The 23,097-nt window shown below is 68.8% G+C and carries 26 protein-coding genes; 18 read left to right on the top strand and 8 right to left on the bottom strand.

Annotated features, from left to right (window positions below):
• The first annotated feature begins 3 nt into the window (after positions 1-3).
• Entirely contained in the window at positions 4-813 is an 810-nt protein-coding gene (locus EV668_RS11370) for a UDP-2,3-diacylglucosamine diphosphatase (protein WP_133769847.1), read from the top strand.
• A gap of 9 nt (positions 814-822) precedes the next feature.
• On the opposite strand, the gene ruvC is transcribed toward EV668_RS11370, so the two are convergent.
• Together ruvC and EV668_RS11360 are read right to left on the bottom strand one after the other, a co-directional pair.
• On the bottom strand, positions 823-1,332 hold the full coding sequence (gene ruvC / locus EV668_RS11365) for a crossover junction endodeoxyribonuclease RuvC (RefSeq protein WP_133770192.1): 510 nt from the start codon (positions 1,330-1,332) through the stop codon (positions 823-825).
• 20 nt (positions 1,333-1,352) lie between these two features.
• The gene (locus EV668_RS11360) at positions 1,353-2,099 is read right to left on the bottom strand and encodes a YebC/PmpR family DNA-binding transcriptional regulator (protein ID WP_133769846.1); all 747 of its coding nucleotides are present in this window, start codon (positions 2,097-2,099) and stop codon (positions 1,353-1,355) included.
• Positions 2,100-2,223: 124 nt separating this feature from the next.
• On the opposite strand from EV668_RS11360, the gene EV668_RS11355 reads away from it, so the two are divergent.
• From EV668_RS11355 to EV668_RS11335, 5 genes are all read left to right on the top strand, one after another.
• Positions 2,224-3,018: an SDR family NAD(P)-dependent oxidoreductase gene (locus EV668_RS11355; protein ID WP_133769845.1), complete on the top strand. Its 795-nt coding sequence runs from the start codon at positions 2,224-2,226 to the stop codon at positions 3,016-3,018.
• An 89-nt stretch (positions 3,019-3,107) separates the two neighbouring features.
• Positions 3,108-3,839, top strand: a complete 732-nt coding sequence (locus EV668_RS11350; protein ID WP_133769844.1) for an IclR family transcriptional regulator — start codon at positions 3,108-3,110, stop codon at positions 3,837-3,839.
• A 10-nt stretch (positions 3,840-3,849) separates the two neighbouring features.
• The gene (locus tag EV668_RS11345; RefSeq protein WP_133769843.1) at positions 3,850-4,254 is read left to right on the top strand and encodes a cupin domain-containing protein; all 405 of its coding nucleotides are present in this window, start codon (positions 3,850-3,852) and stop codon (positions 4,252-4,254) included.
• Positions 4,255-4,282: 28 nt separating this feature from the next.
• Positions 4,283-5,245 (top strand): Bug family tripartite tricarboxylate transporter substrate binding protein, encoded by a 963-nt coding sequence (locus tag EV668_RS11340; protein ID WP_133769842.1) that lies wholly within the window; start codon positions 4,283-4,285, stop codon positions 5,243-5,245.
• Complete coding sequence (locus EV668_RS11335; protein WP_133769841.1) at positions 5,232-6,449, top strand: CaiB/BaiF CoA transferase family protein; 1,218 nt, start codon at positions 5,232-5,234, stop codon at positions 6,447-6,449. Before EV668_RS11340 ends, EV668_RS11335 begins: the two co-directional genes overlap by 14 nt.
• Positions 6,450-6,484: 35 nt before the next feature.
• Here the strand turns inward: EV668_RS11335 and catC are convergent, their stop codons facing one another.
• The gene (gene catC, locus EV668_RS11330) at positions 6,485-6,763 is read right to left on the bottom strand and encodes a muconolactone Delta-isomerase (RefSeq protein ID WP_133769840.1); all 279 of its coding nucleotides are present in this window, start codon (positions 6,761-6,763) and stop codon (positions 6,485-6,487) included.
• A gap of 104 nt (positions 6,764-6,867) precedes the next feature.
• Here catC and EV668_RS11325 point away from each other — a divergent pair, with 104 nt between their 5' ends.
• The gene (locus EV668_RS11325; RefSeq protein ID WP_133769839.1) at positions 6,868-7,677 is read left to right on the top strand and encodes an SDR family NAD(P)-dependent oxidoreductase; all 810 of its coding nucleotides are present in this window, start codon (positions 6,868-6,870) and stop codon (positions 7,675-7,677) included.
• Between the two features lie 105 nt (positions 7,678-7,782).
• The gene (locus EV668_RS11320) at positions 7,783-8,805 is read left to right on the top strand and encodes a Bug family tripartite tricarboxylate transporter substrate binding protein (RefSeq protein WP_166652409.1); all 1,023 of its coding nucleotides are present in this window, start codon (positions 7,783-7,785) and stop codon (positions 8,803-8,805) included.
• A gap of 8 nt (positions 8,806-8,813) precedes the next feature.
• On the opposite strand, the gene EV668_RS11315 is transcribed toward EV668_RS11320, so the two are convergent.
• Complete coding sequence (locus EV668_RS11315) at positions 8,814-9,743, bottom strand: NAD(P)-dependent oxidoreductase (RefSeq protein WP_166652408.1); 930 nt, start codon at positions 9,741-9,743, stop codon at positions 8,814-8,816.
• A gap of 207 nt (positions 9,744-9,950) precedes the next feature.
• Here EV668_RS11315 and paaA point away from each other — a divergent pair, with 207 nt between their 5' ends.
• From paaA to paaZ, 7 genes are all read left to right on the top strand, one after another.
• Positions 9,951-10,946, top strand: a complete 996-nt coding sequence (gene paaA, locus EV668_RS11310; RefSeq protein ID WP_133769836.1) for a 1,2-phenylacetyl-CoA epoxidase subunit PaaA — start codon at positions 9,951-9,953, stop codon at positions 10,944-10,946.
• Between the two features lie 176 nt (positions 10,947-11,122).
• Entirely contained in the window at positions 11,123-11,407 is a 285-nt protein-coding gene (gene paaB, locus EV668_RS11305; protein WP_133769835.1) for a 1,2-phenylacetyl-CoA epoxidase subunit PaaB, read from the top strand.
• The gene (gene paaC, locus EV668_RS11300) at positions 11,407-12,177 is read left to right on the top strand and encodes a 1,2-phenylacetyl-CoA epoxidase subunit PaaC (RefSeq protein WP_133769834.1); all 771 of its coding nucleotides are present in this window, start codon (positions 11,407-11,409) and stop codon (positions 12,175-12,177) included. Before paaB ends, paaC begins: the two co-directional genes overlap by 1 nt.
• Before the next feature lie 5 nt (positions 12,178-12,182).
• Positions 12,183-12,677, top strand: coding sequence for a 1,2-phenylacetyl-CoA epoxidase subunit PaaD (paaD, locus tag EV668_RS11295; RefSeq protein ID WP_133769833.1), 495 nt, complete (start codon positions 12,183-12,185; stop codon positions 12,675-12,677).
• A gap of 210 nt (positions 12,678-12,887) precedes the next feature.
• The gene (gene paaE / locus EV668_RS11290; RefSeq protein WP_133769832.1) at positions 12,888-13,961 is read left to right on the top strand and encodes a 1,2-phenylacetyl-CoA epoxidase subunit PaaE; all 1,074 of its coding nucleotides are present in this window, start codon (positions 12,888-12,890) and stop codon (positions 13,959-13,961) included.
• A gap of 17 nt (positions 13,962-13,978) precedes the next feature.
• A complete protein-coding gene (locus EV668_RS11285) occupies positions 13,979-14,749 on the top strand; it encodes a Phenylacetic acid catabolic protein (protein ID WP_133769831.1) in 771 nt (256 codons plus the stop codon).
• 193 nt (positions 14,750-14,942) lie between these two features.
• Positions 14,943-17,018: a phenylacetic acid degradation bifunctional protein PaaZ gene (gene paaZ, locus EV668_RS11280; protein ID WP_133769830.1), complete on the top strand. Its 2,076-nt coding sequence runs from the start codon at positions 14,943-14,945 to the stop codon at positions 17,016-17,018.
• Here the strand turns inward: paaZ and EV668_RS11275 are convergent.
• The 4 genes from EV668_RS11275 to serB all read right to left on the bottom strand — a co-directional run bounded on the left by EV668_RS11275 (position 17,009) and on the right by serB (position 20,159).
• On the bottom strand, positions 17,009-17,305 hold the full coding sequence (locus EV668_RS11275) for a type II toxin-antitoxin system RelE/ParE family toxin (RefSeq protein ID WP_133769829.1): 297 nt from the start codon (positions 17,303-17,305) through the stop codon (positions 17,009-17,011). The genes paaZ and EV668_RS11275 overlap by 10 nt on opposite strands.
• A gap of 2 nt (positions 17,306-17,307) precedes the next feature.
• Positions 17,308-17,580 (bottom strand): type II toxin-antitoxin system ParD family antitoxin, encoded by a 273-nt coding sequence (locus EV668_RS11270; protein ID WP_133769828.1) that lies wholly within the window; start codon positions 17,578-17,580, stop codon positions 17,308-17,310.
• A 67-nt stretch (positions 17,581-17,647) separates the two neighbouring features.
• Complete coding sequence (locus tag EV668_RS11265; RefSeq protein WP_133769827.1) at positions 17,648-18,400, bottom strand: SDR family oxidoreductase; 753 nt, start codon at positions 18,398-18,400, stop codon at positions 17,648-17,650.
• Between the two features lie 865 nt (positions 18,401-19,265).
• Complete coding sequence (gene serB, locus EV668_RS11260; protein WP_133769826.1) at positions 19,266-20,159, bottom strand: phosphoserine phosphatase SerB; 894 nt, start codon at positions 20,157-20,159, stop codon at positions 19,266-19,268.
• 14 nt (positions 20,160-20,173) lie between these two features.
• On the opposite strand from serB, the gene miaA reads away from it, so the two are divergent.
• From miaA to EV668_RS11245, 3 genes are all read left to right on the top strand, one after another.
• Positions 20,174-21,127: a tRNA (adenosine(37)-N6)-dimethylallyltransferase MiaA gene (gene miaA, locus EV668_RS11255; protein ID WP_133769825.1), complete on the top strand. Its 954-nt coding sequence runs from the start codon at positions 20,174-20,176 to the stop codon at positions 21,125-21,127.
• Between the two features lie 167 nt (positions 21,128-21,294).
• Complete coding sequence (locus EV668_RS11250) at positions 21,295-22,017, top strand: DUF1013 domain-containing protein (protein WP_133769824.1); 723 nt, start codon at positions 21,295-21,297, stop codon at positions 22,015-22,017.
• Positions 22,018-22,056: 39 nt separating this feature from the next.
• Entirely contained in the window at positions 22,057-23,019 is a 963-nt protein-coding gene (locus EV668_RS11245) for an aldo/keto reductase (protein WP_133769823.1), read from the top strand.
• The last annotated feature ends 78 nt before the right edge of the window (positions 23,020-23,097 follow it).

Here is a 23,097-nt window from a genome sequence, read left to right as displayed (position 1 = left end):
GCCATGTCGCGAGAACCCGATCAGGACGGGATGCAGCGCTACCGAGCGGTGTTCATCTCCGACGTCCATCTCGGCACACGAGGCTGCCAGAGCCGCCTCGTGCTCGACTTCCTGAAGAGGGTCGATGCCGACACGATCTACCTTGTCGGCGACATCGTCGATGCCTGGCGGCTGAAACAGGGCTGGTACTGGCCGCAGGAGCACAACGACGTCGTCCAGAAGCTGCTGCGGAAGGTCCGCAAGCATGCGCGCGTCGTCTACATCCCGGGCAATCACGACGAGTTCCTGCGCGACTATTACGGCGTGCATTTCGGCGGCGTCGAGGTGATGGAGACGACGATCCACGAGGGCGTGGACGGCCGTCGGTATCTCGTCGTCCACGGCGATGCCTTCGACCTCGTGGTCCGCCATGCGAAATGGCTCGCCCTGTTCGGCGACTGGGCCTACGACTTCGCGCTCTGGGTCAACACCTATCTCAACCATGCGCGCCGGGCGCTCGGCCTGACCTATTGGTCGCTGTCGCAATGGGCGAAGCTGAAGGTCAAGCACGCCGTCAACTTCATCGGCGATTTCGAGAACGCGCTCGTCACCGAGGCGAAGAAGCAGGGCGTCGACGGCATCATCTGCGGACATATCCACCATGCCGCGATCCGCGACATCCAGGGCGTCCGCTACATGAATTGCGGGGACTGGGTCGAAAGCTGCACGGCGCTCGCCGAAACCTACGACGGCGAGTTCATCCTCCTGAGCTGGCCTCTACAGGAGGAGGTGTCCACGACTCCGGTGCGGATCGTCGAGGCCGAGGCAGCCTGAGGCGGCGCGTCAGCGCAGGAGGGCTCTGGCCTTCCTGTGATGGGCATGCGTGATCGCGATCGCCAGCGCATCCGCCGCGTCATCCGAGGCCGGATCCGCCTTCGGCAGCAGGACCCGCACCATGGCCTGGATCTGCCGCTTGTCCGCGTGTCCGGTGCCGACCACCGTCTTCTTGACGAGGTTGGCCGCATACTCGGCGACCGGGAGCCCCGCGAGAGCGGGGACGAGCAGAGCGACCGCGCGCGCATGGCCGAGCTTCAGGGTCGCCTGCGCATCCTTATTGACGAAGGTCTCCTCGACCGCGACCTCGTCCGGATCGAGCGAGCGGACCCTTTCGCTCAGCCCCTCGTGCAATTGGCACAGGCGCGTGGCGAGCGCCTCCTTGTCCGAGGAGAGGATCACGCCCGAGGCGACGAAGGACAGCCGGTTTCCCTCCGCCACCACGAGACCCCAGCCCGTGCGGCGAAGGCCTGGATCGAGGCCGAGGATGCGGATGGCGCGAGGAGGCTCGCCGGGCATCGCCACGGTGCGCTCGTCCGTCAGCCCATCTTCGCGAGAAGCGTGTCCGAGAGCTCGAAATTCCCGTAGACGTTCTGCACGTCGTCGTGGCCGTCGAGGGCCTCCATCAGCTTGACGAGCTTCTCGCCGGTCTCGTCGTCGACCGCGACCGCGTTCTGCGGCTTCCAGACGAGGGCGGATTTGCGCGGCTCGCCGAACTCGGCCTCGAGCGTCTTGCTGACCTCGTTCAGCGCGCTCTGGTCGCAATAGACCGTGTGCCCGGCTTCGGGATCGGATTCGACGTCGTTGGCGCCGGCCTCGATCGCCGCCTCCAGCATCGCGTCGTCCGAGGCCGCCTTGGCGTCGAATTCGACGACGCCGACGCGGTCGAACATGAAGGCGACGGCGCCCGTCTCGGCGAGGTTGCCGCCGGCCTTCGTGAAGACCGAGCGCACGTCCGACGCGGTCCGGTTGCGATTGTCGGTCATCGCCTCGACGATGATGGCCGAGCCGCCGGGGCCGTATCCCTCGTAGCGGATCTCCTCGTAATTCTCGGCGTCGCCGCCTTGGCTCTTCTTGATGGCGCGCTCGATATTGTCCTTCGGCATGTTCTCGGCGCGCGCGGCGAGGATGGCCGCCCTCAGGCGCGGGTTCATGTCGGGATCGGGCATGCCCATCTTCGCCGCCACGGTGATCTCTCGGGCAAGCTTCGAGAAGAGCTTCGAGCGGACCGCGTCGGCACGGCCCTTCCGATGCATGATGTTCTTGAACTGTGAATGTCCTGCCATAGGATCGTCTCTGGGGTGGCTGCCGTGGGCGCCGCCCGGTATCGCGACGCGTTGGAAGCGGCTTAAGAGAAGAGACACCGCCTGTCATCCTCGCGGACGGCGCGGGATTGGAAACGGAGACCCCATGCTGAGCCTCAAGGGAAAGATCGCGATCGTGATGGGCTGCGGGTCATCCGGGCCCGGCTGGGGAAACGGCAAGGCGATCGCGGTTCTGTTCGCGCGGCAGGGGGCGCGGGTCATCGGGACCGACCGAAACGCGGAGGCGGCCGAAGAGACGCGCCGGCTGATCGCGGAGGAGGGTGGGGCCTGCGAGGTCCATGTCTGCGACGCGACGGATAATGCCGCGGTCGGAGCCTTCATCCGCGGCGTGGACGAGGCGCATGGTGCCGTCGACATCCTCGTGAACAATGTCGGCCAATCGGAGCCCGGCGGGCCGGTCGATATGAGCGAGGAGGTCTGGGCGGCCCAGTTCCAGCTCAATGCGACGACCGCCTTCCTCGCCTGCAAGCACGTCATCCCGATCATGCAGAAGCAGGGCTCCGGCGCGATCGTCAGCGTGTCCTCGGTTGCGGGTCAGCGCTATATCGGCAAGCCCCAGGTCGGCTATGCCGCCGCCAAGGCCGCGCTCATCCAGTTCACGAAGACGTCGGCCGTCATCCATGCGGGTGAGAACATCCGGATGAACTGCGTCGTGCCGGGCCTCATGCATACGCCGCTCGTGAACCGCCTCGCCGAGCGCTACGCCGGCGGCGACTACGAGGGGTTCGTCGCCAAGCGCCACGGCCAGGTGCCGATGGGCCATATGGGCGATGCCTGGGACGTGGCGCATGCCGCGCTGTTCCTCGCCTCGGACGAGGCCCGCTACGTCACGGGAACCGAGATCGTGGTCGATGGCGGCATCACCGCGGCGACGCGGTAGATCGCCGAAGCGATCTCTATCGGCAGAAACAGGGCCGGCGACGCACGGACCGAATTGACCGGATTTTTCGGGTATGTGAAGCTCGCTTCATGAGTGTGAAGTCGGCCGCTCGCGTGCTGGACGTCATCGAGGCCTTCGCCGCCGAGCGGAGGCCGCTGACGATGAGCGAACTCGCCCGGATCCTGGCGATTCCGGGTGCGAGCTGTCTCGAACTGATCCGGACCCTGGCCGGCCGCGGCTACCTCTACGAGGTCGAACGGCGCGGCGGCTTCTATCCGACCGGCCGGCTTCAGGCGCAGGCAGCCGTGATCGGCGCGCACGATCCGATCGTCGCCCGCGCGAGCGACGCGCTGCATGCATTGCGCGACAGAACCGGCGAGACCGTGGTCCTTGCCCGGCTGCGCGGGCACGAGGTGCTTTATCTCGACGTCGTCGAATCCCGGCAGAGCGTGCGCTACATCGCCGAGATCGGCGCCACGCGGCCCGTCCAGGCGAATTCGCTCGGCAAGGCCCTGCTCGCCGCGCTCGATCCGGCGGCGCGCGATGTGCTGCTGGCGGAGGTCGAATTCCGGCCGTTCACCGCCCGAACGCTCGACCGGGCTGCGCTCGAACGGGATCTCGAGGCCTCGGAAGAGAGGGGCTGCTACTGCAATCTCGGCGAGAGCGTACCCGATCTCGGTGCCATCGCCCGCCCGCTGCGCCTGGGCGATCGCTACGCGGTCTCCGTTGCCGGCCCACTTGCCCGCATCGAGGCTGCGCTCGATGCCCATGCCGAGGCCCTGCGCGAGGCATGCGCCGCCATCGAGGGCCGCGACTCGTGAAGGAGGCAGGATGACCAGTCGCTACCATATCCGCGCGGCCGAGATGCCGGGCTACAGCCCCGCCAATCATACCGGCACGGTGAATCGCCGCCTGATCTCGCGCGAGACGGTCGGTGCCAAGCATATCGAGATGCTGCAAGGGACCATCGAGGGCGGGCAGGGGGCCTTGCCCCACGCCCATCCCGGCATCGAGCAGGTCTGCTACCTGCTGGAAGGGACGGCGCGGGCGGAGGTCGGGGGCGAGAGCTTCGACATGGTGCCGGGCGATTGCTGCTTCTTTCCACCCGACCAGGAGCACGTCTTCACCGTCACGAGCGAGACGCCGGTCAAGCTGCTCGTGATCTATTCTCCGCCCTACGAGGAGAACCCGGACAGGGTCGTCCGTCGGGCGGCCATGCAGCAGCAACAGCAATAACGCAGATCAAAAAAACGGGAGGAACATCATGAGGGTCTTGGGGGTGCTGCTGGCAGGCGGCCTTGCCGCCATTCAGAGCTTTGCGGCGCAGGCCGATGCCTATCCGTCGCGGACGATCACGATGATCGTGCCCTTCGCGGCGGGGTCGGGGACGGATGCCGTCGCCCGAGTGATCGCTCAGGAGCTCGGACCGGCGCTCAAGGGCAACGTCGTCGTCGAGAACAAGGCGGGGGCCAGCGGCGCCATCGCCGCGACCTTCGTCGCGCGAGCCCAGCCGGACGGCTACACGCTGTTCATGACGACGAACACGTCGCATTCCGCCAATCCGAGCCTCCTCAAGAGCATCAATTACGACCCGGTGAAGGATTTCACGCCGATCGTGCGGGGCGGGAACCTGCCTTTCATGCTGGTGGTCGACCCGAAGCTGCCGGTGAAGTCGGTCCAGGAACTCGTCGCCTACGCCAAGGCCAATCCCGGCAAGCTGACCTACGCCTACGGCAATTCGACCGGCATCGTCGCCGGCGAGACCTTCAAGCGGGCGACCGGGATCGACGTGCTGAAGGTTCCCTACAAGAGCACCCCGCCCGCCATCACCGACGTCGTCGGCGGGCGCGTCTCCTTCATGTTCATCGACCTGACCAGCGGCATGGCCATGGTCAAATCGGGCGGGCTCCGGCCGCTCGCGGTCACGACGGCCGAGCGCAGCGCCATCCTTCCCGACATCCCGGCCATGACGGAGGCGGGAGTTCCCGGCTTCGACATCACGTCGTGGAACGGCATCTTCGCCCCGGCCAACCTTCCGAAGGACATCACGGCGAGGCTCAACGAGGCGCTGAAGGCGATCATCGCCAAGCCCGAGGTGAAGGCACGGCTCGCCGAGATGGGCTTCGATGCGTTCTCCTCGACGCCCGAGGAACTCGACGCCTTCGTCAAGTCCGAGCTCGTCAAGTGGACGAAGCTGATCAAGGAGGCCGGCATTGAGCCCGAATAGGCCCAAGAGCAGCGGCCCGCTCGACGGCATCCGCATCCTCGACCTGTCGACGGTCATCCTCGGCCCCTACGCAACGCAGGTCCTCGCCGATCTCGGCGCGGACGTGATCAAGGTCGAGGGGCCGGGCGGCGATCTCATGCGGCATGTCGGGCCGATGAGGAACCCCGGCATGGGCCACCTCTTCATGACCGGGAACCGCAACAAGCGCGGCATCGTGCTGGACCTCAAGCGGCCCGAGGCGCGCGATGCGCTCCTGCGCATCGCGAAGACGGTGGACGTGCTCGTCCACAATGTGCGGCCTCAGGCCATGGCGCGGCTCGGGCTCGGCTACGAGGACGTCGCCAAGGTCAATCCGGGGATCGTCTACGTTGCGGCGGTCGGGTTCGGAGCGGGCGGTCGCTACGCAGGCAAGCCCGCCTATGACGACCTCATCCAGGGCGCATCCGGCCTTGCCTCGACCATGCGAGTCGTCTCCGGCAGCGACCCGCGCTACGTGCCCTCGAACATCGTCGACCGGGCCGTCGGTCTTTACTGCGCGACGGCCATCTCATCCGCGCTGGTGCATCGCGAGCGGACGGGGGAGGGGCAGGCGGTCGAGGTGCCGATGCTGGAGGTCTTCAGCCAGCTCCTCCTCGGCGATCATCTCGGCGGCCTGGGCTTCGACCCTCCGACCGGCCCTCCGCATTACGGCCGGCTGATGACGCCGCATCGCCGCCCCTATGCCACGAAGGACGGGCATATCTGCACGCTCATCTACACCGACAGGCACTGGGAGGGCTTCTTCCGGGTCATCGGCCGGGAGGGGACGCTGCGTTCCGATCCGCGCTTCTGGCCGCATGCGGTGCGGGCAGCCAATATCGACGCCGTCAATGCCTTCGTCGCCGAGGAGATGCTGAAGAGGACATCCGCCGAATGGCGCACGGCTCTCGAAGAGGCGGACATCCCCGTGATGCCGCTCAACACCGTCGAGAGCCTGCTCGACGACCCGCATCTGCAGGATGTCGGGCTGTTCGAACTGATGGATCACCCGACCGAGGGGCGCGTCCGCGTCATCCGCTGTCCGAGCACCTGGTCGGCGCACGAGCCGTCGATCCGGCGTCATGCGCCGGCCCTCGGCGAGCACAATGCCGAGGTCTTCGCCGAGGTGGGATTGTCGGAGGATGAGATCGCGGCCCTGTCCCCGGTGCCGGCGGCGGCGGGCTGAGAGCCGACGGGAGCCGGGGGCGCCTCAGCCCCCGGTCAATCGATCGCGGAGGGATGTCGTGCGAGCGGCGTCACCTCGATCTCCATGAACGGAAACAGCGGCAGCGTCGACAGGACCTCGTGCAGCTCGTCGTGGCTTGCCACGTCGAAGACGCTGATATTCGCGTATTGCCCCGCAATGCGCCAGAGATGGCGCCAGGTTCCGGCGCGCTGAAGTTCTTCCGCTCGCGCCTTCTCCGCCGCCTTCAGGGCGGCGAAGCGGTCCGGATCGACGTCGTGCGGCACGCGCACATCCATGCGGACGCAATACAGCACCTGCTCCTCCTCGCTCTTCCCTCTCGCGTCGGGACTGTATAGCCCGGACGCAGAGCGCGGCCATAACGAGCACCGCGCCGCTACGGGACAGGGAGATGGAGAGGATGGGGCGCCTCGAGGGCAAGGTCGCGATCGTGATCGGGGCGGGGCAGAGCCCCGGCCAGGGAATGGGCAACGGTCGGGCGGTCTGCCTGCGCTTCGCCGAAGAGGGTGCGAAGATCCTGGCGGTGGATCGGGACCTCGCATCCGCCGAGGAGACGGCTGCGATGGCCCGTCCGGACTCGGGTGGCGCCGTGAAGGCCTCCGCGGCCGACGTGACGAACGGCGCCTCGCTCGGCCGGGCGATCGCAGAGGCGGTGCGGCTCTGGGGACGCCTCGACATCCTGTACTACAATGTCGGCGTCAGCATCGCCGGCGGCGACACGATCCTCTCCGAGGTGACGGAGGAGGCCTTCGACCGCGTCCATGCGATCAACCTGCGGGGCGCCGTGATGGCGGCCAAGCACGCCGTGCCGATCATGCGCGAGCAGGGGAGCGGCGTGATCCTGAACGTCTCGTCGATGTCCGCGATCGAGACCACCTATCCCTTCGTGAGCTACCGGACCAGCAAGGCCGGCCTCATCGCCTTCACCCAGCAGCTCGCCATGCAGAATGCCGCCTACGGCATTCGGGCCAATGCGATCCTGCCGGGCCTCATGGACACGCCGATGGCGGTCGATACGCGCTCGCGCGCCACGGGGCGCCCGCGCGAGGAGGTGGCGGCGGAGCGCGACGCCCGCGTCCCGCTGCGCGGCCGCATGGGGACCGCCTGGGACGTCGCCCATGCGGCGTTGTTTCTCGCCTCGGACGAGGCGGGCTTCATCACGGGGATCGCCCTGCCGGTGGACGGCGGCGCGTTGAACCGGATCGGCTGACGAAGCCGCAACGGCTTCGTCGCGCCGACGATGCGGCGAAGCGAATCTCATGGTCGAGCGGCCATGCCTCCCGAAGCGAGGCAGGCCGAGAGGGAGGATGACATCATGCAAGACGCGTCGGGCAATATCATTGCGGCACAACCGGGACTGGACCGGAGAGCGGCGCTGCTCGGTCTCGGAGGGCTCGCCGCCTCGACGGTCGCGGGGCGCGCGCAAGCAGCCTTTCCGAGCCGCATCCTGACACTGATCGTGCCGTTCGCGGCCGGCGGCTCGACTGACATCCTCGCCAGGCTCCTGGCCGATGCGGTCGGAAAGGAACTCGGCCAGCAGGTGATCGTCGAGAACGTCCCCGGCGCGGGCGGCGGCATCGCGGGACGGCGGGTGCTCGCCGCCCAGGCCGACGGCCATACGCTGCTCATCGGCAATACGGGCACGCTCGCGGCTGCGATCGCGTTCTACCGCAACAAGCCCTACGATCCGCCGGCCGACTTCACGGCGCTCGCCTCGGTCGCCGACTCGCCTCAGATGCTGGTGGCCAACAAGAACACGGTGCTCTCGGGTCTCGATGCGTTCGAGGCCTATGCCCGGGAGAACGAAGGCAAGCTGAACTTCGGCGCGGCCGGGATCGGCTCCGGCTCCTATCTCGGCGCCGTGATCCTGAACCGGCGGCTCGGCCTGAACATCCAGATCGTGAACTACCGAAGCTCGGGCGGTTCGCTGAACGATCTTCTCGCCGGCAACGTCTCGTTCATCGTCGAGAGCCCGACCGGGTCCCTGCAGCACATCCAGGGCGGCGTCGTGACCGGCGTCGCGGTGCTGCAGAAATCGCGCATGGCGGGTGCCCCGAAGATGCCGGCCGCCTCCGAATCCCGCTTCTCCGATCTCGACTACCGGATCTGGAACATGGTCGTGGTGAAGAAGGGCACGCCCGATCCGATCGTGCGGCGTCTGGCGGATGCGGTCGCCAAGGCGACCCGCGATCCGCTCTTCGCGAAACGGACGGTCGAGCTCGGGCTCGATCGGCCGGAGGAGAGCCAGATCGCCCCCGAGGGCGCGCAGCGCCTGCTCGCGGAGGAGGGGCGGCGCTGGCAGCCGATCGTCGAGAGCCTGAACGTCTCGGTCGATTGAGCCGAGGCTCAGCCGGCATCCCGGTCGGTCGCAGCCCGGCTTCGGACCTCGGCGCCGGCCCAGCCCTCGACGAGGCGGATGAGCGAGGTGAAGTCCTTCTCGCCGCCGAGTTCCATGACGCCGTGGCGGAAGAGCTGCGTCACGGCGTTCAGCGTCCAGGTCGGAACGCCGAGGGCTTCCGCTTCGGACAGGCCGAGATTGATGTCCTTGTAGAGGATGTCGAGCCGGGCCCCGTAGTCGAAGCTGCCGGTCAGCACCGATTGCGGGACCTTGTCGAGGGTCGCGCTGTTGCGGCCCGTCGAGACGTTGATGACCTGCACCATCATGTCCGGGTCGAGCCCGGCCTTGGCGCCGATCACGAGCGCCTCGAAGGCCGAGGCCATGTTCGCGGCCGAGATGAGGTTGTTGACGAGCTTCATGACCTGGGCCTGGCCGGGTTCGTCGCCGACGACGAAGACGTTCTTGGCCATGATCTCGAGATAGGGGCGCGCGGCCTCGATCGGGACCGCCGCGCCGGAGACGATCGCCGCGAGCGTGCCGGCGCGGGCGCCGCGCGGGCCGCCGCTGATCGGGCAGTCGACGAGCGCCTTGCCCGCGGCCGCGAGGCCGGCTGCGATCGGCTCCATGGCCTGTTTGCCGATGGTCGAGGTCTCGACGACGACGCGGGCGCGCCGCCCCTTCGCGATTCCGTCCGCGCCCAGCGCGACCTCTCGGGAGATGGCGGCCTTCGGCAGGCAGCAGAACACCACCTCCGCGCCGTCCGCGACCTCGGCCGGGGTGGCGCAGGCCGTGGCGCCGCGGGCGACGAAGGCGTCCAGGGCGGCTTGGTTCCTGTCGAGCGCGAGGAGGGGAATGCCCGCTTCCGCGAGCCGCTCGGCCATGGCCGCTCCCATGGCCCCGAGCCCGATGAAGCCGACCGGCCCTTTGGTATCCGTCATCCCCGCGAACCCTCCCATCTTCGATGGGGCGGACTTGCGCCGATCGGCCGACCCTTGCAAGGGCGCGCATCGCCGGAGGGGCGGATGGAGTGCCCTCCTTGGATGCGTTACAAAGTCTTTGACGACCGGTCGCTTTATGTTACAAAACAAGCCACGGTCTCGAGCGTGGTGTAACACGTCGACTCTGGGGCACCGAGGAGGACGCGCATGTACGCCCAACTGGTGAAGACCGACGCGGCCCGGCTCCGCACTCTCGACGAGATGGATCCGCAGGAGCGCGCCTTCCAGGAACGCATCGATGCGGGCGAGAAGATCGAGCCCAAGGAGTGGATGCCCGAGGGCTACCGGAAGACGCTTGTCCGGCAGATCAGCCAGCACGCCCATTCCGAGATCGTCGGGCAATTGCCGGAGGGGAACTGGATCACCCGCGCCCCGACGCTCGAGCGCAAGGCGATCCTCCTCGCCAAGGTGCAGGACGAGGCTGGGCACGGCCTCTATCTCTACTGCGCGGCCGAGACGCTCGGCATTTCGCGCGACGAGATGTATGCCCAGCTCCATTCGGGCAAGGCGAAGTATTCCTCGATCTTCAACTACCCGACGCTGTCCTGGGCCGATATCGGCGCGATCGGCTGGCTCGTCGACGGCGCGGCGATCATGAATCAGGTGCCGCTGCAGCGCTGCTCCTACGGCCCCTATGCCCGCGCCATGGTGCGCATCTGCAAGGAAGAGAGCTTCCATCAGCGCCAGGGCTTCCACATCATGTCGGTGCTGGCCAAGGGCAGCGACGCGCAGAAGGCGATGGCGCAGGATGCGCTGGATCGCTGGTGGTGGCCCTCGCTGATGATGTTCGGCCCGTCGGACGACGCCTCGGTCCATTCGGCCCAGTCGATGGCCTGGAACATCAAGCAGGATTCGAACGACGCCCTGCGCCAGAAATTCGTCGACCAGACCGTGCCGCAGGCCCGGTTCCTCGGTCTCACCGTGCCCGACCCGGACCTCGCATGGAACGAGGAGAAGGGCGGTTTCGATTTCGGCCAGCCCGATTGGGACGAGTTCTATGCGGTGATCGCCGGCAACGGCCCCTGCAACCGCGAGCGGCTCCAGGCCCGCAAGGACGCCTGGGACGAGGGCGCCTGGTTCCGCGAGGGGCTGAGCGCGCATGCGCGAAAGAAGGCCGACCGCCGGATGGCGCAGGCGGCGTGAGGTAGCGCCTGCCTCTCCCCTTGCGGGAGAGGTCGAGTCGGCGCCAGCCGACCGGGTGAGGGGTTTGCCTCGCCAGCGGCGAGTGTCCCTAGCCCCTCATTCGGTTGCGCTGACGCGCAACTCGACTTCTTTCGCAAGGGGAGAAGCGGGGCGGATTGAAATCGGGAGGGAAACCGATGTCGAGCGAGTGGCCTCTCTGGGAGGTCTTCATCCGCGGCCAGCACGGGCTCAACCACCGGCATGTCGGCAGCCTGCACGCGCCCGATGCCGAGATGGCGATCCATCATGCCCGCGACGTCTATACGCGGCGCAACGAGGGGGTGAGCATCTGGGTCGTGCGCTCCGCCGACATCGTCGCGAGCGCTCCCTCCAAGAAGGGGCCGCTCTTCGATCCGGCCAATTCCAAGGTCTACCGGCACCCGACCTTCTTCGACATCCCCGACGAAGTGGGCCACATGTGATGGCCGGCCACGCGGTGCAGACCGCGCCTCTCGTCGAGCTGGCGCTCCGGATGGGCGACAACTGCCTCATCCTCGGCCATCGCAACTCCGAATGGTGCGGGCATTCGCCGGCCCTGGAGGAGGATATCGCGCTCGCCAACATGGCGCTCGACCTGATCGGCCAGACGCAGCTCTGGCTCGGCCTCGCGGCGGAGGCCGAGGGGAGGGGGCGCAGCGCCGACGATCTCGCCTATCTGCGCGACGTGCCAGCCTTCCGGAACCTGCTGCTCGTCGAGCAGCCGAACGGCGATTTCGGGCGCACGATCATGCGCCAGTTCCTGTTCGATTCCTGGCACCTGCCGATGCTGCGGGCTCTCCAGGGGGCGAGCGACGAGCGCGTCGCCGAGATCGCCGAGAAGGCCTCTAAGGAGGTCGCCTATCACCTCGAGCGCTCAGGCGATCTCGTCATCCGCCTCGGCGACGGGACGGAGGAGAGCCACCGCCGCATGCAGGCCGCGCTCGACCTCCTGTGGTCCTATGCCGGCGAGATGTTCGCGGGCGATGCGCGGGACGCGGAGATCGCGGCTGCCGGTCTCGCGCCCGAGCCCGACAGCCTGCGGCCGGTCTGGCGGAGCCATGTCGAGGCGGTTCTGGCCGAGGCGACGCTCGCGGTGCCGCAGAACGATTACGCCCAGAAGGGCGGCAAGAGCGGCCGGCACAGCGAGCATCTGGGCTTCATCCTCGCCGAGATGCAGTTCCTCCAGCGCGCCTATCCCGGCGCGGCGTGGTGAGCGCCATGACGCCCGCCCGCCCGTCCGTCGAGGAGGTCTGGTCCTGGCTCGGCGAGGTGCCCGATCCCGAGATCCCGGTGATCTCCCTCGTCGATCTCGGCATCGTGCGCGATGTGGCCTGGGCGGGCGATACGCTCGAAGTGACGGTGACGCCGACCTATTCGGGCTGCCCGGCGACGAGCGTCATCAATTTCGAGATCGACCGGCATCTGCGCGAGAAAGGTCTCGACCGGGTCGCGCTGAAGCGCCGGCTCTCGCCCGCCTGGACGACCGACTGGATCAGCCGGGAGGGACGGGACAAGCTGCGCGATTACGGCATCGCCCCGCCCGTCGACGGCACCGCCGCCTGCGTCGGCTCGCTCCGCGCCCTCGACGTCGCCTGCCCCCGCTGCGGCTCGCGGCGGACCGAGCGGATCAGCCAGTTCGGCTCGACACCCTGCAAGGCGCATTGGCGCTGCCAGGACTGCCTCGAGCCCTTCGACTACTTCAAGAGCATCTGACGATGGCTGCAGCGCGATCATTTGGAGTTCCGCGCGGCCCCTTCTCCCCTTGCGGGAGAAGGTGGCCCCCGGGCTCGTCCCGGGGGACGGATGAGGGGGGCAACTCCTCCGTGGCCGTCGAGTCATCACCCCTCATCCGACCCTGCTTCGCAGGGCCCCCTTCTCCCGCAAGGGGAGAAGGCATGCGCGTTGCGGTGCGGGGAGCCTGACATGTCCCGCTTCCTGCCCCTCACGGTCGCCGACATCCGCCGGGAGACGCGCGACGCCGTCGTTCTCACGCTCGCCCCGCGCGATGAGGACCGCGGCGCCTTCGGCTTCGTCCAGGGCCAGTACCTGACCTTCCGCCGCGCCTTCGAGGGCGAGGAGCTCCGGCGCTCCTATTCGATCTGCGCCGGGCGCGACGAGGGGATCCTCCAGGTCGGCATCAAGAGGGTGGACGGCGGCGCCTTCTCGGCTTTCGCCAATGAGGAGTTGCGCGTCGGCGACGTGCTCGAGGCGATGCCGCCGATGGGCACCTTCCACGCGCCGCTCGATCCGGCTTCCGCGCGGCATCATCTCGCCTTCGCCGGCGGCTCCGGCATCACCCCGGTCCTGAGCCTGATCAAGACGACGCTCGCCGCCGAGCCCCGATCCCGCTTCACGCTCGTCTACGGCAACCGCTCGATCAACGCGATCATGTTCCGGGAGGAGCTGGAGGACCTGAAGAACCTCCATCTCGGGCGCCTGAACGTCATCCATGTGCTGGAGAGCGAGGCCCAGGAGATCGACCTCTTCTCCGGCCGCATCGACGGCGAGAAATGCGCCCGGCTGTTCAAGGGGTGGATCGACCTCGCCTCGGTCGACATGGCCTTCATCTGCGGCCCCGAGCCGATGATGCTCGCCATCGCCGCCTCCCTGCGCGAGCACGGGCTGCGCGACGAGCAGATCAAGTTCGAGCTCTTCGCCTCCGCGCCGCGGCGCGGGAGCTACGTTCCGAAGGCCGTCGCCAGCGGTGACAGGGCCGATCTCTGCACGGCGACGATCACGCTCGACGGCACGACCCGCATCGTCGAGATGCCGAAACGCGGTCAGTCCCTCCTCGACGCCGCGCTCGGGGCGAGCCTCGACGCACCCTATGCCTGCAAGGCCGGCGTCTGCTCGACCTGCCGGGCCATGGTGCTCGAGGGAGAGACCGAGATGGAGACCAACCACGCGCTCGAGGATTACGAGGTGCGCCGCGGCTACGTCCTGACCTGCCAGTGCTATCCGCTCTCGGACCGGGTCGTCGTCACCTACGATCAGTGAGGGCAGGGGGGATCCGGATGTCCGAAGCCGCCACGGAGACGATGCCGATCGAGGAGTACCTCGCGCAGGGTGGCAAGCTGACCTCGCCCGAGAACGCGTCGCCGCGCTACCGGGGCGAGCTGATGCGCCTCATGGCGACCTTCGTCGACAGCGAACTCGCAGGCGCGGCCGGCTTCGCCGACACGATCAACGAGGGGCCGGGCATCAAGGAGCGCATCGCCGCCTCGCGCATCGTGCTCGAGAAGCTCGACCATGCCGAGCGCGTCCTCGCCATCATGGGCGAGTTCGGCGCCGACGTCTCGCGCTACGCCGACCATCATCCCTGGACCGACCGCGTGGCGCGCGATGCCGATCTCGGCGCGTCCCGCCACGGCGCCGACATGCGCCTTTCGGTCTTCCATTATCCGCTGCAGGGCTGGGCGGATGCGGTCACGATGAACGTCCTGATGGGGCAGGCGACCGTGATCCAGCTCGGGGAGCTCGAAGGCGTGTCGTACCAGCCGCTGGCGGAGGCCTTCCGGGCCATCCTGCCGCGCGAGCGGAGGCATCTGGAACTCGGCATCGAGGGCCTGCGCAAGCTCGCCGCCGACCCGGCCCGGCGGCCCGATCTCCTCGCGTCCATCGCCTATTGGCGCCCGCGCGTCGCCGCGAGCTTCGGTTCGCCGAATTCGGCGCGGTTCGACACGCAGAAGCGCTTCGGACTGCGCGGGACGCCCAACGCGGTCCTGGCCGAGGCCTGGGAGGCGGCGACAGGCCGGCTGCTGGGCGAGCTGGGGCTCGGCGCGTGACCTTCCTCCGCGGTTCCTTCTCCCCTTGCGGGAGAAGGTGGCCCTCGCGTCAGCGAGGGTCGGATGAGGGGTGGAGACTCGACGTCCACCGGAGCGCTGCACCCCTCATCCGTCAGCGCTCCGCGCTGCCACCTTCTCCCGCAAGGGGAGAGGGGACCCGCGGACACGTCATCGCTCTTTTGGAAGCCGCACCATGAACGCCCCCCTCGCCACGCCCCGCCATCTCGAAAGCTATGTCTGCGGCCGTTGGGTGCGCGGTTCCGGCCCGGGCATCCCCCTCCTCGACGCCTCGACCGGGGCGGTGGTGGCGCTGATCGATGCAAGCGGGCTCGACCATGCCGCCATGCTCGATCATGCGCGGGAGAAGGGCGGCGCCGCGCTGCGCCGGATGACCTTCCACGAGCGCGCCCTGATGCTGAAGGCGGTCGGGCAGGCCCTCATGGAGGGGAAGGAGGAGTTCTACGCGCTCTCGACCGCGACCGGCGCGACGCGTTCGGATAGCTGGATCGACATCGAGGGCGGCATCGCGACCCTCCTCTCCTATGCCTCGAAGGGCCGGCGCGAATTGCCCAATGCCCGCCTCGTCGTCGAGGGCGAGCCGGAGGCCCTGTCGCGGGACGGAACCTTCTCGGGCCAGCATGTCCTGACCTCGCTCGAAGGGGCGGCGATCCACATCAACGCCTTCAACTTCCCCTGCTGGGGCATGCTGGAGAAGATCGCCCCGACGCTGCTGGCCGGCCTGCCCGCGATCGTGAAGCCGGCGAGCCAGACGGCCTATCTGACGGAACTCATGGTCCGGCGCATCGTCGAGACCGGGATCCTGCCCGACGGCGCGCTGCAACTCGTCTGCGGCTCCGTCGGCAATCTTCTCGACCTCGTCACGCCCCAGGATGTCGTGACCTTCACCGGCTCCGCCGCCACCGGACGGCGGCTGCGTGCGCATCCGGCCGTCATCGAGAATTCCGTCCGTTTCACGATGGAGGCGGATAGCCTGAACGCCTCGATCCTCGGCCCCGATGCCGGGCCGGGCAGCGAGGAATTCGACCTCTTCGTGCGGGAGGCGGCGCGCGAGATGACGGCGAAGGCCGGCCAGAAATGCACCGCCATCCGCCGCCTGATCGCGCCGCGCGCTGCGATCGATGCGGTGGCGAAGGCCCTCGGCGAGCGGCTCGCGAAGACGGTCGTCGGCAACCCCGCCGAGGAGGCGACGCGGATGGGGCCGCTCGCGAGCCTCGGCCAGCGCGACGAGGTGCGGGGCTGCATCGAGCGGCTCCGGGCAGAAGCGGAGATCGTGTCGGGCGACCCGGCGGATCCCCGTCTTGCGTCCGGCGATGCTGAGGCCGGCGCCTTCCTCTCGCCGGTCCTCCTCCACTGCGCGAAGCCGCTCTCGGCGAGCGCCGTGCACGAGATCGAGGCCTTCGGCCCGGTCGCGACCCTGATGCCCTACGATACGATCGAGGAGGCGGCCGAGCTTGCCCGGCGCGGCAAGGGCAGCCTCGTCGCGTCCGTCTTCACCAATGACGGCGGGGTCGCGCGCGAAATGGTCGGCGCGCTCGGCCCCTGGCATGGCCGCATCCTGATCGGGAACCGCCTCAGCGCCAAATCCTCGACCGGCCACGGCTCGCCGCTGCCGATGCTCGTCCATGGCGGGCCGGGCCGGGCGGGCGGCGGCGAGGAACTCGGCGGCATGCGGGCGGTGAAGCACTACATGCAGCGCTCCGCCATCCAGGGCGCGCCCTGGCTCCTGACGGAGGCGACCGGGCGCTGGATGAAGGGGGCGAAGACGCGCGACGAGGCCGAGCATCCCTTCCGCAAGTCCCTGGCGGAGCTGGAGATCGGCGACCGCCTCGTCACCGGCAGCCGCACGGTCACGCTCGCGGATATCGAGCATTTCGCGGAGTTCACCGGCGATACCTTCTATGCCCATATGGACGAGGAGGCGGCGCGCGCGAACCCGTTCTTCCCGGGCCGCGTCGCCCATGGCTACCTCATCGTCTCCTTCGCGGCGGGCCTCTTCGTCGATCCGGCGCCCGGGCCGGTCCTCGCCAATTACGGCGTCGACAACCTGCGCTTCCTGACCCCCGTCAGCCCCGGAGACACGCTTCAGGTGACGCTCGTCTGCAAGGCGATCGACCCGCGCGCCACCGCCGATTACGGCGAGGTGCGCTGGGACTGCACCGTCACGAACCAGGACGCGGCCGTGGTGGCGCAATATGACGTGCTGACGCTGGTGGCGAAGACGAGGCGTGCGGCTGCTGTTCAGGCCTGAAGGCTGCTGGGTCCAAGGTTCCTGCGCCCGTGCAGGACACGAAGGATCCGAATGGAATCGCCCTCGGCGCGATAGAGGATCAGGTAAGGGGCGCTCAGCAGATGCCGGATGCCAGGGCCGATGTCCTCTCGCGAAGGTCCGGACAGCGGGTGAGCCTCAAGTTGCAGCCACCGACGCTCGATCTCGTCGACGATCCGGTCCGCATTGACCGGGCTGTCCGCAGCGATCGAGTGCCAGATCTCGATGAGGTCTTCGTCGACGCGAGCGGCGCGAACGATCGTCGCCACGATCAGTCTCGCGAGCGCGCGCTGAAGCGGCGGCGGGCCTCCGCCTTTACCTCGCCCATGGTCCGATCACTCGTCCCGCTATCGATCCCCTCCTGCGCCAGCGCCCGCAACTCCTCGACCGTATAGCCGAGCAACTCGCGCCGGTCCTTCCACTCGCGCACCGCCTCGCGGATGGCTTCGCTCGTCGAGGCGTAGTCGCCCGCCTCGACGGCGCGGCGCACGAAGCCGGCCATTTCCGGCGTGAGCGCGATCGTGATCTTCTCGACCGTGGCCATGGCCTCCTCCAGCATCCGACCGGTATGCGTTTAGCATACCGGTCCGGCCGGACGAAGCGGCGGCGCCTCAGACCGTGCGGCCGCCATCCACCGGCACGATGATGCCCGTGATGTAGGAGGAGGCGTCCTCGCAGAGCCAGAGGCAGGCATTGGCGACGTCGGACGGGGCGCAGAGCCGGCCGAGGGGGATCGAGGTCAGGATCGCCGCGCGGCCTTCCTCGGTATCCGTTCCGCCCAGCACCGCGTTGATCATCGAGGTCGGGGCGAGGGCGGGCGCGATCGCGTTCACGCGGATGTTGTCGGGCGCGAGTTCGACCGCCAGGGTCTTGGTGATGGCATGCACGGCCCCCTTGGAGCCGTTGTACCAGGCGACGCCGGGGCGCGGCCTGAGGCCGCCCGTCGAGCCGATATTGACGATCGACCCGCCGGTGCCCTGCTGGCGCAGGACGGGCACAGCCGCGCGGCTCATGCAGTAGAGCGACTTCACGTTGATCGCCATCAGGCGGTCGAAGGTCTCCTCCTCGACCTCCTCGTGGGGCTCGCGGTTGGAGATGATGCCGGCATTGTTGACGACGATGTCGAGCCCGCCGAAGGCCTCCTGCGCGGCCGCGACCATCCGGGCGACGTCCGAGACCGAGGAGACATCGCCCGCGACGGATGTCGTCGGGGCACCGAGGGCGGCAGCCGCCGTCCTCGCGCCGTCACCGTCGCGATCGGCCAGGACGACGGAGGCGCCCTCCCGCGCGAAGGTTTCCGCGATCACGCGGCCGAACCCCGCCGCTGCGCCCGTCACCAGCGCCCTCTTGCCCGCAAGCCTCATCCGAATCCTCCCGTTTCGGGTCGCATAGCGCATTCTGGACCGGCGCGAACCCCGCCCGCGAAGCGGGGAAGGGGTGGGCGGAGGGGAGGGGGACCTTTCCGCAGGTCGCACGTCGTGCGGGCTCCGCCCCTGCGGTCCTGCTCTCCCCTCCGCCGACCACCCCATCCCGCTTCGCGGGCGGGGTCCCCTGGTCGGCTACGCCCTGTCCCTCTCCCGCCGGGAGAGGGGACGCAGTTGGCGCGTCCTGCGACGGGCCGAGCGTCATCGCCCGCGTCGTCGGGTGGGTGATCCGATCCGTGATTCAAAGAGCCGAGGGGACCCGAAACGCCGGGGGCTCGATCAGATTGTTGTTTGGAGAGCCGTCCGGCGTCTCGGGTTCGGCGATTTTGGGCTGGGCCGGCCACTCGTCACGGGATCGGAGACCATCCTGCGGTTTGGCCTCCACTCCCCTCTCGGAGAGGATTCGACCAGGGACCCCAGGGCATCTCCGCCCGATCTAGCCGCACTAGCGGCGCCCGGACCGTAGTATCCGGAGGGCGGCATTCGACCCGGCCTCCCGAGCGCGGGGCCGCGAACCCCGCCCGCAGGCGCCGATCCGGCCGGCTTGGGCTGTTGCCCATTCCGGCCATCCGAAGATCGTCCCACAATCACGACGCCTCAGGAGCGCGCCCCTCGTGGACGGGACGGACGGCATATAGGCGGATATTCCTATATTGTCAAGTGCGATCGTCAGGGCGAGCCGGTGGATCCGCCTGGGCCGGGGCAAGGGAAGGCTCCGCGAACCAGCCCATGACTCCCGGTTGGGGCCGCCTCGCCTGCGCATCCTCGCGATGGCGGTTCGGGCGGCGCTGTGGCCGAGTGGGCGTCAGGCGGCGAACTCGTCCCGCCTGTAGCCCTGGAGGTAGAGGAGGGCGGTGAGGTCGGCGTGGTCGATGCGGATATGGGCGGCGGCGGCGACAGCCGGCTTCGCGCGGAAGGCGACCCCAGGCGCAGCCTCGCCCAGCATGGCGAGATCGTTCGCGCCGTCGCCGACCGCGAGCACGTCCTCGGGCCGCAGGCCGAGCGTGTCGCGCAGTTCGATCAGCGTCGCGAGCTTCGCCTCCCGGCCGAGGATGGGTTCGGCGACATGGCCGACCAGTTCGTCGCCCTCCGTGAGGAGGACGTTCGCCCGGTTCTCGTCGAAGCCGATCATCGCCGCGATCGGTCCGGTGAACAGCGTGAAGCCGCCGGAGACGAGGCAGGTATGGGCGCCGTCCCGCTTCATCGTGGCGACGAGTTCGCGCCCGCCCGGCGTCAGGGTGATGCGCTCGCGGATGATGCCCTCGACGATCCCGGTCGAGAGACCCTTCAGCAGCGCGACGCGCTCGCGCAGGGCCGGCTCGAAGGCGATCTCGCCGCGCATGGCCCGCTCGGTGATCGCCGAGACCTGCGGCTTCAGCCCGACGAAATCGGCGAGTTCGTCGATGCATTCCTGCCCGATCATGGTCGAATCCATATCGGCCAGGAACAGGCGCTTGCGGCGGGAGCCGGCAGGCTGCACCGCGATGTCGACGGGCGCGTCCGCGATCGCCGCGCGCAGGTGCCGCTCGATGTCGGACGGCGCCCCCGCGGTCTCGAACTCGGCCGCGATTCCCTCCGCCAGGATGCGCGGCGTGCCGATGCCGAGGGCGTCGCCCGCGCGGCGCAGGAGGCCGGCATCGAGCGTCGGGCGGTCCGGATTTGCAATCAGGGTCGCGATGAGGGACGGGGAATCGGCCAAGGTCGGGTGCCGTGATGGGCACGGCCCGGCCGCGAGAAGGAGCGGGGCGGGCTGTCGTGCGGCGGGTGGAGGCGATCCTCATTGCAGGGCCGACGGCCTCGGGCAAGTCGGCCCTGGCGCTGCGGCTCGCGCGCGATCACGGCGGCGTGGTGATCAACGCCGATTCGATGCAGGTCTATCGCGACCTTCGCATCCTCTCGGCCCGCCCGAGCGAGGAGGAGGAGGGCGAGGCGCCGCATCGCCTCTACGGCCATGTCGACGGTGCCGTGAACTATTCGGCCGGGCTCTACGTCGCCGACATGGAGCGGCTTCTGCGCGGCTTGCCCGAGGGAACGCTCCCCATCGTCGTCGGCGGCACGGGTCTCTACTTCAAGGCGCTGACCGAGGGCCTGTCGGACCTTCCGGCCGTGCCCGAGGAGGTCCGCGCAGAGGTCCGGGCGCAATCCGAAGGCCGCGCGGCGCCCGAACTCCATGCCGAACTCGCCCGGCGCGATCCCGAGAGCGCGGCGCGGCTCAAGCCCGGCGACCGCCAGCGCATCCTGCGCGCGCTCGAGATCGTCGCCGCCACCGGCCGGCCGATCGGCGCCTTCCAGGGGCTTCGGCGTCCCGGCCCGCTCGACGGGCGGCGCATGGCGAAGCTCTTCATCGCACCTGCCGAACGGGCGGAATTGCGGGCGCGGATCGACCGCAGGGTCGACACGATGATGGAACGGGGGGCCCTCGACGAAGTGCACGCCCTGGCCGCGCGCGGGCTCGATCCTGCGTTGCCGATCATGCGCGCCCATGGCGTGCCGGGCTTCCTCGCCCATCTGCGCGGGGAGGTGACGCTCGCCGAGGCGATCCGGCGCGGACAGGCCGATACCCGCGCCTATGCCAAGCGCCAATTCACCTGGTTCCGGCACCAGATGCCGGACTTCCATGCCGTTCCGCCGGAGGCGGCCGACGAGGCCCTGCGCGGGATGGTCTGACCGGCTCCGCCGGCGGCGGCGGCATCAGGAATCCTTTGCGCCGCGCCGGCTGCTCGCCTATATAGCACGCTTTCCGAGATCACCGGGAAGGCGGAGCTTCGGACGAGACCGAGCCGAAGCACGGTCGAAATGTGCCGACCGCCCCCCTTCCCATGAGGAGAGAGACCATGTCGCAAGCCCCGCTGATGCCTAAGGCGACGGCCGTGTGGCTCGTGGAGAACACGTCGCTGACCTTCGACCAGATCGCGGAGTTCTGCCACCTGCATCCGCTCGAGGTGAAGGGCATCGCGGACGGAGAGGTCGCGCAGGGGATCAAGGGCTGGGATCCGATCGGAACGGGCCAGCTCACCCGCGAGGAGATCGACCGGGCCCAGGCCGATTCCGAGTACCGGCTGAAGATCTCGGTGTCGAAGGTGAAGCTGCCCGAGATGAAGTCGGTCCGCCGCGGCGCGCGCTACACGCCCGTCTCCCGCCGGCACGACCGTCCGAACGCGATCCTCTGGCTGCTGCGCAACCATCCGGAGCTGAAGGATGCGCAGATCATGCGCCTCGTCGGCACCACCAAGACCACGATCGCCCAGATTCGCGACCGGACCCATTGGAACTCGGCGAGCCTGCAGCCGATGGACCCGGTCACGCTCGGCCTCTGCTCGCAGATCGATCTCGATTTCGAGGTCCAGCGCGCCGCCAAGGACCGTCCGCCGCAGGACCCGGCGGATGCCGGCCAGAAGCTGCTGCCCGTCGAAGTCACCACCGCCTCCCACGAGGAGGAGGATTACGGTGTGGGTTCGCGGCCGGGGGATGCCGGCCGGATCGACGTCGATTCGGTGTTCGCCAAGCTCAAGACGCTGAAGCGCGACGACGAGGACGACGGGCAGGACGACGAGTAAGGGTCCCGACAGAGACGTCCGACACAGGGGGAGTTCACCATGCAAACGCGTCGTCTCGGCCGCTCCGATCTGCAGGTCCCTCCTCTCTCATTCGGCTGCAATGTCTTCGGCTGGACGGCCGACGAGGCGACGTCGTTCGCCTTGCTCGACCGGCTGCTCGACGAGGGGCTGACCTTCCTCGATACGGCGGACGTCTATTCGCGCTGGGCCGAGGGCCATGTCGGCGGTGAATCCGAGGCGATCATCGGGCGCTGGATGAAGGCGCGAGGCTGCCGCGACCGCGTCATCCTGGCGACCAAGGTCGGGATGGATATGGGCGGAGCGGACAAGGGTCTGTCGCCGGCCTATATCGCCCGGGCGGTGGACGCCTCGCTGCAGCGCCTCCAGACGGATTACATCGACCTCTACCAGTCGCATACGGACGATGCGGAGACCCCGCAGGCGGAGACGCTCGGCGCCTATCAGCGCCTGATCGAGGCGGGCAAGGTCCGGGTGATCGGCGCCTCGAACTTCTCCGCGGAGCGGCTTCAGGAAGCCCTGGACCTCGCCGCGTCTGACGGCCTGCCGCGCTATGAATCGGTGCAGCCGGAATACAACCTCGTCGTCCGCGACATCTTCGAGGGGCCGCTCGAACGCGTCTGTCTCGCGAACGAGGTCGGCGTCATCACCTTCTTCTCGCTCGCGGCCGGCTTCCTGACCGGCAAGTACCGGAGCGAGGCCGATCTCGACAAGAGCGCCCGGGGCCGCCGCTCGGTCGCGAAGAACCTCAACCCCCGTGGCCTGCGCATCCTGGCCGGCCTCGACAAGGTGGGCGAGGAGACGGGCGCGCAGCCCGGCACGGTGGCGCTCGCCTGGCTGATGGCGAAGCCCGCCGTCACGGCGCCGATCGCGAGCGCGACCTCGATCGCGCAGATCGAGGGGCTCGTGGCCGCGACCCGCCTCACCTTGACGCCCGCGCAGGTCGCCCTGCTCGACGAGGCGAGCGCTCCCGCCGCCGCTTGATGGCGGCGTGTGCGGCCTCCGATGGGAGGCCGCCGCATCGCGCCCTTGCGGCACAGCCCTCTTCCGGTTCGCATTCCT

The organism is Enterovirga rhinocerotis, from assembly GCF_004363955.1.
Classification (GTDB): Bacteria; Pseudomonadota; Alphaproteobacteria; order Rhizobiales; family Beijerinckiaceae; genus Enterovirga; species Enterovirga rhinocerotis.
Note: the sequence above shows the minus strand (reverse complement) of the source record. Positions and strands in the feature narration are given on the sequence as shown.

Bases quoted from the DNA above. Each gene is read 5' to 3' on its own strand.
- ruvC (WP_133770192.1), bottom strand. From the start codon at position 1,332: ATGCCCGGCGAGCCTCCTCGCGCCATCCGCATCCTCGGCCTCGATCCA.
- EV668_RS11265 (WP_133769827.1), bottom strand. From the start codon at position 18,400: ATGAGGCTTGCGGGCAAGAGGGCGCTGGTGACGGGCGCAGCGGCGGGG.
- EV668_RS11340 (WP_133769842.1), top strand. From the start codon at position 4,283: ATGAGGGTCTTGGGGGTGCTGCTGGCAGGCGGCCTTGCCGCCATTCAG.
- paaE (WP_133769832.1), top strand. From the start codon at position 12,888: ATGTCCCGCTTCCTGCCCCTCACGGTCGCCGACATCCGCCGGGAGACG.
- EV668_RS11285 (WP_133769831.1), top strand. From the start codon at position 13,979: ATGTCCGAAGCCGCCACGGAGACGATGCCGATCGAGGAGTACCTCGCG.
- paaD (WP_133769833.1), top strand. From the start codon at position 12,183: ATGACGCCCGCCCGCCCGTCCGTCGAGGAGGTCTGGTCCTGGCTCGGC.
- EV668_RS11320 (WP_166652409.1), top strand. From the start codon at position 7,783: ATGCAAGACGCGTCGGGCAATATCATTGCGGCACAACCGGGACTGGAC.
- paaZ (WP_133769830.1), top strand. From the start codon at position 14,943: ATGAACGCCCCCCTCGCCACGCCCCGCCATCTCGAAAGCTATGTCTGC.
- paaC (WP_133769834.1), top strand. From the start codon at position 11,407: ATGGCCGGCCACGCGGTGCAGACCGCGCCTCTCGTCGAGCTGGCGCTC.
- EV668_RS11325 (WP_133769839.1), top strand. From the start codon at position 6,868: ATGGGGCGCCTCGAGGGCAAGGTCGCGATCGTGATCGGGGCGGGGCAG.
- EV668_RS11355 (WP_133769845.1), top strand. From the start codon at position 2,224: ATGCTGAGCCTCAAGGGAAAGATCGCGATCGTGATGGGCTGCGGGTCA.
- paaA (WP_133769836.1), top strand. From the start codon at position 9,951: ATGTACGCCCAACTGGTGAAGACCGACGCGGCCCGGCTCCGCACTCTC.
- EV668_RS11345 (WP_133769843.1), top strand. From the start codon at position 3,850: ATGACCAGTCGCTACCATATCCGCGCGGCCGAGATGCCGGGCTACAGC.
- EV668_RS11250 (WP_133769824.1), top strand. From the start codon at position 21,295: ATGTCGCAAGCCCCGCTGATGCCTAAGGCGACGGCCGTGTGGCTCGTG.
- paaB (WP_133769835.1), top strand. From the start codon at position 11,123: ATGTCGAGCGAGTGGCCTCTCTGGGAGGTCTTCATCCGCGGCCAGCAC.
- EV668_RS11315 (WP_166652408.1), bottom strand. From the start codon at position 9,743: ATGACGGATACCAAAGGGCCGGTCGGCTTCATCGGGCTCGGGGCCATG.
- EV668_RS11360 (WP_133769846.1), bottom strand. From the start codon at position 2,099: ATGGCAGGACATTCACAGTTCAAGAACATCATGCATCGGAAGGGCCGT.
- EV668_RS11270 (WP_133769828.1), bottom strand. From the start codon at position 17,580: ATGGCCACGGTCGAGAAGATCACGATCGCGCTCACGCCGGAAATGGCC.
- EV668_RS11350 (WP_133769844.1), top strand. From the start codon at position 3,108: ATGAGTGTGAAGTCGGCCGCTCGCGTGCTGGACGTCATCGAGGCCTTC.
- EV668_RS11370 (WP_133769847.1), top strand. From the start codon at position 4: ATGTCGCGAGAACCCGATCAGGACGGGATGCAGCGCTACCGAGCGGTG.
- miaA (WP_133769825.1), top strand. From the start codon at position 20,174: ATGGGCACGGCCCGGCCGCGAGAAGGAGCGGGGCGGGCTGTCGTGCGG.
- EV668_RS11245 (WP_133769823.1), top strand. From the start codon at position 22,057: ATGCAAACGCGTCGTCTCGGCCGCTCCGATCTGCAGGTCCCTCCTCTC.